2 protein-coding genes are annotated in these 949 nt (G+C 41.8%); both read right to left on the reverse strand.

What is annotated here, in order from left to right:
• A partial coding sequence (locus UF75_RS25745; RefSeq protein WP_045577360.1) for a DUF1385 domain-containing protein occupies window positions 1-330 on the reverse strand: 330 nt, incomplete at its 3' end.
• Between the two features lie 150 nt (window positions 331-480).
• Window positions 481-648 (reverse strand): hypothetical protein, encoded by a 168-nt coding sequence (locus UF75_RS28850; RefSeq protein WP_197079549.1) that lies wholly within the window; start codon window positions 646-648, stop codon window positions 481-483.
• Between the last annotated feature and the right edge of the window lie 301 nt (window positions 649-949).

A 949-nucleotide genomic window follows, 5' to 3' on the forward strand; every position in this document is an offset into this window, starting at 1 on the left:
TAGGCCAAAAGCTAACCCTATGGTCAACGCTAATTCCCAAAATCCAAGTTCTGTTTCACCACTCTCTTCTCCGCCCTCTTCCCCTCCCATTGAACGGCTAGCTGAAAAGGTTAAGGCCCGCGTTCCTACAATCAGAGAATCCACTAGTGCTACAAACCCTCGAAGCAATGGTAATTTAAAAATAGGTTTTCTCGCCCATGCATTAATCTCCAGGCGCGTAAGCTCAATCTCGCCATTTGGTAACCTGACCGCAATAGCACTCTCACTAGGTCCACGCATCATTACCCCTTCTATAACGGCTTGACCGCCATATTGGATTGGCCTACCCATCTCTCGTCCTCCTCATCTCTGAATAGACTCTCGGCATTCGCTGAGGCTGTTGGGACAAAGGTTTCCTGACCCAACCTTGTAGATTCAACCCTTGGTACACCAAGGACTTGTTGACTAACTTGAACGTAATTTTTATAGTTGGCTTTTATATCATCGACTTTTTTTCTCCTCAGAGTTAATCTTCAATTGGTTCGCTTGTTCGAGGGCATCATTTATCTTCTGATCAATTGCTTCCATCTTGTTCCTATTCTTAGAGTCTTGAGTCACAATATAGCTCAACTCGGACATCCAGCGTTCCGCCAGACAATGATGATTCAACTGCATAAGTCCCCTACCTTTGTTCCTAAAAGGATTTACCCTCTCCTTTCAATGTTGTTAAGCAAAGTATAGAGTTTTCATTTTACGCCCACATCACAGATTTTTAACATTTCTGTAAAATAGTCCGCTAATTTGATATTTCATGGTTATCGGCAAGCCATATGACCATGATTTTAGATCACAAAGCTAGAATTTTCCTCTATCCCGTCATCTATATCCAGAAGTATGATCAACAATTTTTTACGATTCTTGATTATTGTTCTTTTTTCCTACCGTCTTAAGTAGAAAAAGTAGGACAGGC

It is taken from the genome of Desulfosporosinus sp. I2, assembly GCF_000960765.1.
Taxonomy (GTDB): Bacteria; Bacillota; Desulfitobacteriia; order Desulfitobacteriales; family Desulfitobacteriaceae; genus Desulfosporosinus.